The sequence below is a fragment of the Klebsiella sp. CN_Kp106 genome (assembly GCF_040064575.1).
Lineage (GTDB): Bacteria > Pseudomonadota > Gammaproteobacteria > Enterobacterales > Enterobacteriaceae > Klebsiella > Klebsiella michiganensis.
In genome coordinates this window covers 218,528-225,407 of the sequence record NZ_JBEAIG010000002.1, presented here as the reverse complement: position 1 = coordinate 225,407, position 6,880 = coordinate 218,528, and the positions used below count along the sequence as shown (strand labels likewise).

At 58.2% G+C, this 6,880-nt stretch carries 7 protein-coding genes; 5 read left to right on the top strand and 2 right to left on the bottom strand.

Features of this window, described 5'->3' with window-relative positions:
- Both ABLU96_RS02895 and citS read right to left on the bottom strand, forming a co-directional pair.
- Positions 1–226 (bottom strand): oxaloacetate decarboxylase subunit gamma (locus tag ABLU96_RS02895; protein ID WP_348862319.1); only part of this gene is annotated, 226 nt, incomplete at its 3' end.
- A gap of 160 nt (positions 227–386) precedes the next feature.
- Complete coding sequence (citS, locus tag ABLU96_RS02890; RefSeq protein WP_047724529.1) at positions 387–1,727, bottom strand: citrate/sodium symporter CitS; 1,341 nt, start codon at positions 1,725–1,727, stop codon at positions 387–389.
- Between the two features lie 405 nt (positions 1,728–2,132).
- Here citS and citC point away from each other — a divergent pair, with 405 nt between their 5' ends.
- From citC to citG, 5 genes are read left to right on the top strand one after another with little or no spacing between them, the layout of a single operon-like run.
- Positions 2,133–3,161, top strand: a complete 1,029-nt coding sequence (gene citC / locus ABLU96_RS02885; protein WP_064405773.1) for a [citrate (pro-3S)-lyase] ligase — start codon at positions 2,133–2,135, stop codon at positions 3,159–3,161.
- A gap of 29 nt (positions 3,162–3,190) precedes the next feature.
- Positions 3,191–3,484: a citrate lyase acyl carrier protein gene (citD, locus tag ABLU96_RS02880; protein ID WP_004098513.1), complete on the top strand. Its 294-nt coding sequence runs from the start codon at positions 3,191–3,193 to the stop codon at positions 3,482–3,484.
- Positions 3,481–4,350, top strand: a complete 870-nt coding sequence (gene citE / locus ABLU96_RS02875; RefSeq protein WP_025106468.1) for a citrate (pro-3S)-lyase subunit beta — start codon at positions 3,481–3,483, stop codon at positions 4,348–4,350. The genes citD and citE overlap by 4 nt, the downstream gene beginning before the upstream one ends.
- A 10-nt stretch (positions 4,351–4,360) precedes the next feature.
- The gene (citF, locus tag ABLU96_RS02870; protein ID WP_064405771.1) at positions 4,361–5,887 is read left to right on the top strand and encodes a citrate lyase subunit alpha; all 1,527 of its coding nucleotides are present in this window, start codon (positions 4,361–4,363) and stop codon (positions 5,885–5,887) included.
- 19 nt (positions 5,888–5,906) lie between these two features.
- Positions 5,907–6,815: a triphosphoribosyl-dephospho-CoA synthase CitG gene (gene citG, locus ABLU96_RS02865; RefSeq protein ID WP_049080582.1), complete on the top strand. Its 909-nt coding sequence runs from the start codon at positions 5,907–5,909 to the stop codon at positions 6,813–6,815.
- Positions 6,816–6,880: the final 65 nt, after the last annotated feature.

Here is a 6,880-nt window from a genome sequence, read left to right as displayed (position 1 = left end):
GGTGAATAGCGGCGGCAATCACCGGCGCCAGGCGGGCGAAGTCGTCAGCGGGCGCTACGGCGGCGGGTGCGGCCTTCGGCGCGGGAGCCGGTTCGGGGAAGAAGCGGTTGACGGCGGCGGACATGCCGCGGATGGCGAAAATCAGCAGAAACAGAAACGCCAGCACGAACCCCATGCCGAGGAACATCAGGGTGAAGCCTTCACCCAGCAGTACAGCTTCAGTCATTGAAAGACCCTAAAGTAAGGGCACGACGGCGTGTTTGAAGGCTAACCAAACGATACTTCCGGCTAAGGAGTAGGGTGGATTTCCCGAAGCCGCCCCCGGCTCTGGACCCTAAAGAGCACCGCTGTGGTTGACGCTCAAACATCGCCATCGTGCGTGTTGGTTACATCATCATGCCGAACACAATGCTGGCGATGACCAGCACAATACCGCCGCCCAGACGGGAGGAGATTTGCGCATAAGAGATAAGATTCATACGGTTACAGGCCGAGAGCACTTCCAGGTCGCCCGAGCCGCCGCGGTTGGCCATGCACAGACCGGCGGTGATCGCGGACTCAATCGGGAAGAAGCCAATCATCCAGCCGCCGATGGCCGCGCCGATGACCGCACCCACCACGATTACCGCCGCGATGATGACGTTCGCAAAGGTAATCGCGTCGATAATTTCCTGCAGGTCGGTGTAGCACACGCCGACGCCGACCATCAGTACCCACAGCAGCTGCTTAGAGAAGAAGTCAGACAGGCGTTTGGCGCCAGCTTTAATCTCCGGCGAGCAGAGGCCGGAAGCGTTCAGCGCCGCGACGATCAGCACCATCCAGGCGAAATAGTGGATAGAGACGCCGCCAATGCTTGGCAAAATTTTCTTGGCAATAACGTAGGCCAGCAGGAAACAGGTGGTGGCGAGCACCAGGCCGACGGCGGTTTCGCGATGGGTAATCTGGCCCGCTTTTTCATCGTCTTCGACTTTAAAGGAGGCTTTACGCACCAGTTCGCCTTCACCGCTCAGCCAGGTGTGTTTTTTACCGATAATATCGAGCAGCGCGGCAAAGACGATGGCGAAGATATTGGCGATGGTCAGAATGGCAATCGCGGTGGAGTAGTACTCTTCACGCGAACGGCCGGTGACGGAGTGATAAATTTCAGACAGCGGCACTGCGCCCGCGCCGTTGCCGCCGCCCATAATCGGCAGGACGTACAGCATCATGATGCGGTCGATGGAGATACCGAAGCACAGGCCAATGATAATCCCGAAGATGGATGCGCCGAGGATCCCCATTAAAATGGTCGGAATATAACCCAGCAGAGATTTCAGCAACAGCTTACGGTTAACCGAGAGGATTGCGCCGGTAATCAATACTGCGATGAATAAGTTCAGGAAGTTACTTTTATCCATCACATTAGTGATTGCATCAATTTCTTTCTGGGTGAATATGCCGGCGTAAACGAAATAGGCGGCCACGAGGAAGATCATCACCGGCGCGCCGCCAATATATTTATTGAAGATTGGCAGGCGTTTGCCAATTTCGCCAAAAACGGCGCCAATAATAAACATGATCGCGAAGCCACCAACAATGTCGGTCGGCAGGGCATTATAAAAGTGTGAAAGTAGTAAAGTGATTAACGCAAAGGCGTAAAGCGGTAGCGGCATGCCGAAGATTTTAAACCCCAGAATATCGCTAACCCCTTTTTTCTCCGCAGATGGAGCCTGGCTCATATTAGTCATATGACGTCACCCTGTTAAAAAAAGGAATATACACATCATCCTTCAAGCTGCCTCTTTGTTGGCAGCCTTCACTCACCCCAGTCACTTACTATGCGTAAGCTCCTGGGGATTCATTCAGTTACCGCCTCGATGCAACTTGAATGATTTTGTGTATTAATGCCGTTAGAAAAAACAATAATAGGACGGCGGCATAATAATAAATATGTTCCCCGGCGATATGTGATTATCTTCACTGATTAGTCGTGTTTTTAATTAATTTAATTGTTTTTATTCTTCTGAATTAATTAACAACATAAAAACCATAAAGCCAATTAAGGTACGCGGAAAAATGTGATTGAAATAAAAGAACCGCTGCGGGAACGATGGCGAAATACAGCTCGTTTTGGTCAATGAAGCGCGAAAAAAATGAATCTGATAGTAAAACGCGTCGCGGTACAGCTCGACCCCCGGCGGCGAGAGGCCGTTGACCTCTTTCTTCATCAGCACCAGCTCTCGCTGGAGGCGGACTGCGAATGGGCGATTATCGTCGAGTACCAGCGGCGCATTGTCGGCTGCGGCGCCATTGCCGGATGCGTTCTGAAGTGTATTGCCGTCGACCCGTCGCTGCAGGGGGAAGGGCTCAGCCTGAAGCTGCTGACTGAACTGATGACCCTGGCGTATGAGCTGGGCCGCAGCGAGCTGTTTCTGTTCACTAAACCCTATAACGCGGAGCTCTTCTCCTGCGCCGGGTTCTGGCCTATCGCCCGCGCGGGGGAGCAGGCCGTGTTAATGGAAAATAGCCGCGAACGTCTGGCCCGCTATTGCCGCCAGCTTACGATGTATCGTCAGCCCGGCGAAAAAATCGGCGCCATCGTGATGAACGCCAATCCCTTTACCCTGGGGCATCGTTGGCTGGTGGAGCAGGCGGCTCAACGCTGCGACTGGCTGCATCTGTTCGTGGTGAAGGAAGATGCTTCGTTTTTCCGCTACCGCGATCGCGTGGCGCTGATTGAACAGGGGATCGCCGGGATCGCCAACGTGACCCTGCATCCGGGGTCGGCCTATCTGATCTCGCGCGCCACTTTTCCCGGCTACTTCCTGAAAGACAAAGGCGTGGTTGACGATTGCCACAGCCAGATCGATCTGCAGCTCTTTCGCGAACGTTTAGCCCCGGCGCTGGGCGTGACCCACCGCTTTGTCGGCAGCGAACCGCTGTGTGAATTAACCCGTCGCTACAACCAGCGCATGCGCCAGCTGCTGGAAGCGCCCGGCGACGCGCCGGCGATTCAGGTGGTTGAGCTGGCGCGGGTTGAGAAAGAGGGCGCGCCCATTTCCGCTTCCCGGGTGCGCAGGCTGTATCAGCAGCGCCAGTGGTCGTCGATTGCGCCGCTGGTGCCGCCGGTAACCCTCTCTTTTCTGATACATCTGGCGGAAAGCGAACACCAAACCGCCTGATTTACCTCCATAACTAAGGATCAGCCTCTATGGAAATGATGATTGACGCCCTGGCCGGCACGCTGGAATCCAGCGATGTGATGGTCAGGATCGGGCCTGCGAATGAGCCAGGTATTCAGCTTGAAATCGACAGCATTGTGAAGCAGCAGTTTGGCGCGGCGATTGAGCGGGTGGTCAGAGAGACGCTGACGCAGCTTGGGGTGAGCCGGGCGAACGTCGTCGTCGATGATAAAGGCGCGCTCGAATGCGTACTGAAGGCTCGGGTTCAGGCCGCGGCGCTGCGCGCGGCGCAACAATCTCAACCGCACTGGAGTCAGCTATGAAACCTCGTCGCAGTATGCTGTTTATCCCCGGCGCCAACGCCGCGATGTTAAGCACCTCATTTGTTTACGGCGCTGACGCGGTGATGTTCGACCTCGAAGATGCCGTCTCGCTCCGTGAAAAAGATACCGCCCGCCTGCTGGTGCATCATGCGCTACAGCATCCGCTCTACCGGGATGTGGAAACCGTGGTGCGCATTAACCCGCTCAGCACGCCGTTTGGTCTCGCCGACCTTGAGGCGGTGGTGCGCGCGGGCGTCGATATGGTGCGCCTGCCGAAAACCGATAGCAAAGAAGATATCCATGAGCTGGAAGCGCAGGTCGAGCGGATTGAGCGCGAATGCGGCCGGGAAGTGGGCAGCACGAAATTAATGGCGGCGATAGAGTCGGCGCTGGGCGTAGTGAACGCGGTTGAGATCGCTCGCGCCAGCCCGCGCCTGTCGGCCATCGCGCTGGCGGCCTTCGATTACGTTATGGATATGGGCACCAGCCGTGGCGACGGCACCGAGCTGTTTTACGCCCGCTGCGCGGTGCTGCACGCGGCGCGAGTCGCCGGGATCGCGGCGTACGACGTGGTGTGGTCGGATATTAACAATGAAGAGGGGTTCCTCGCGGAAGCGAATCTGGCGAAGAATCTCGGCTTTAACGGTAAATCGCTGGTCAACCCGCGCCAGATTGAGCTGCTGCACCAGGTTTATGCCCCCACGCTGAAAGACGTTGAACATGCGCGGGAGGTGATCGCGGCGGCGGAAGAGGCGGAAGCGCGCGGTCTGGGCGTGGTATCGCTGAACGGCAAGATGATAGATGGACCGATTATCGATCATGCGCGCAAAGTCGTGGCGCTGTCGGCTTCCGGCATTCGTGATTAAGGAGTAAATAATGAAAGAGACCGTAGCAATGCTTAATCAGCAGTACGTGATGCCGGAAGGATTAGCGCCCTATGCGGGCGTGACGGCGCAGAGCCCGTGGCTGGCCAGCGAAAGCGAAAAGCGGCAGCGTAAAATCTGCGCCTCGCTGGAGGAGGCGATTCGCCGTTCCGGGCTGCAAAACGGTATGACCATCTCCTTCCATCACGCGTTTCGCGGCGGCGACAAGGTGGTCAATATGGTGGTGGCGAAGCTGGCTGAAATGGGTTTTCGCGATCTGACGCTGGCCTCAAGCTCGCTGATCGACGCCCACTGGCCGCTGATTGAACATATTAAGAATGGCGTGATCCGCCAGATTTACACCTCCGGTCTGCGCGGGAAGCTGGGGGAAGCGATCTCCGCCGGGCTGATGGAAAACCCGGTACAAATCCACTCTCACGGCGGCCGGGCGCATTTAGTACAAACCGGTGAGCTACGCATTGATGTGGCGTTCCTCGGCGTGCCGTGCTGCGATGAGTATGGCAACGCCAACGGCTTTAGCGGTAAATCCCGCTGCGGATCGCTGGGCTACGCCAGAGTGGATGCCGAGGCCGCCGGATGCGTGGTGCTGCTCACCGAAGAGTGGGTGGATTATCCAAACTATCCGGCCAGCATCGCCCAGGATCGGGTCGATCTGATCGTGCAGGTCGACGAGGTCGGCGATCCGGCGAAAATCACCGCCGGGGCGATCCGTTTGACCAGCAACCCGCGCGAACTGCTGATCGCCCGCCAGGCGGCGAAGGTGATCGAACACTCTGGCTATTTCAAAGACGGTTTCTCATTGCAGACGGGGACCGGCGGCGCATCGCTGGCGGTGACCCGCTTCCTCGAAGATAAGATGCGTCGTAACAATATTACCGCCAGCTTTGGTCTGGGCGGGATCACCGGCACGATGGTCGATCTGCACGAAAAGGGTCTGATCAAAGCGCTGCTGGATACCCAGTCTTTTGACGGCGATGCCGCGCGTTCGCTGGCCAATAACCCTAACCATATTGAAATTTCCGCTAATCAGTACGCCAATCCCGGTTCGAAAGGCGTCTCCTGCGAACGCCTGAACGTGGTGATGCTGAGCGCGCTGGAGATCGATACCGGATTCAACGTTAACGTGATGACCGGCTCCAACGGCGTGCTGCGCGGGGCATCCGGCGGCCACAGCGATACGGCGGCAGGCGCGGATTTAACCATTATCACCGCGCCGCTGGTGCGTGGGCGTATTCCGTGCGTGGTGGAGAAGGTGCTGACTCGCGTGACGCCGGGCGCCAGCGTGGATGTGCTGGTCACCGATCACGGTATCGCCGTCAACCCGGCGCGTCAGGACCTGATTGATAACCTGCGTAACGCGGGTATCCCGCTGATAACCATTGAAGAGCTGCAGCAGCGCGCCGAACTGTTGACCGGCACGCCTGACCCGATCGAATTCACCGATCGGGTGGTGGCCGTGGTGCGCTATCGCGACGGTTCAGTGATTGATGTCATTCATCAGGTCAAAAGCGCCGGTTAAACGCGCTGAGGAGAAAGGCATGAGCGAAGTGATGATAAGCCAGCGTCGCCCGTTGAGCCGTCAAACGGTGACGGCGGAGGAGATGGTTTCTCGCGTGGAACGAGCGCTGCTGACCGAAGTCCGCCTGACGCCGAAACCGGGCCTGGTGGATATTCGTAACGCCGGCGCGCATCGGGATATGGATCTGGCCTCCTTTGAGGCCAGCACGGCGGCTGTCGCGCCATGGATGGAGAAGTTTTTCATTATGGGCCACGACACGGCCAATATCACGCCGGAGCAGGTATTGACGATGCTGCGTCCGGTGGGCATGGCGTGCGAGACGGATATGCTGGAGGCTACCGGCGGGGTGAATACCCATCGCGGCGCGATCTTCGCTTTTGGCCTGCTCAGCGCGGCGGCGGGAAGGCTGGTGGCCAGAGGGGAGCCGGTTGAACAGCACCGGGTTTGCGATCGGGTGGCCCGCTTCTGCCGCGGCCTGGTCGGGCGCGAGCTCTCCTCTCCTGAAGGAATGAAGGTCAGTAAAGGCGAAGGGCATTTCCTGCGCTACGGGCTCTCCGGCGCCAGAGGCGAAGCGGAGAGCGGCTTTCGCACCGTGCGCACCCAGGCGATGCCGGTCTTCAATCGCGTTATGGCGGACACCGGCGATACCAATCTGGCGTTACTGCAGACTCTACTGCACCTGATGGCCTGGAATGACGATACCAATCTGGTGTCGCGCGGCGGGCTGGAAGGGCTCAATTTTGTGCAGCAGCAGGCGCAAAAGCTGCTGTGGGAAGGCGGAGTGCTGACCGACGGCGGGCTGGAGGCGCTGCGCCGGCTGGATGATGAGCTGATTATTCGCCACCTTAGCCCGGGCGGCAGCGCCGACCTGCTGGCGGTCACCTGGTTCCTGTCCGGTTTCCCGGCCGGCGAGCTGTTCCTGCACTAGTCGCTGCTTTTCTGTCGCCGTATTCCCCGGATTGGCCATACAGGGCCGGGCCGGGGTTGCGGACT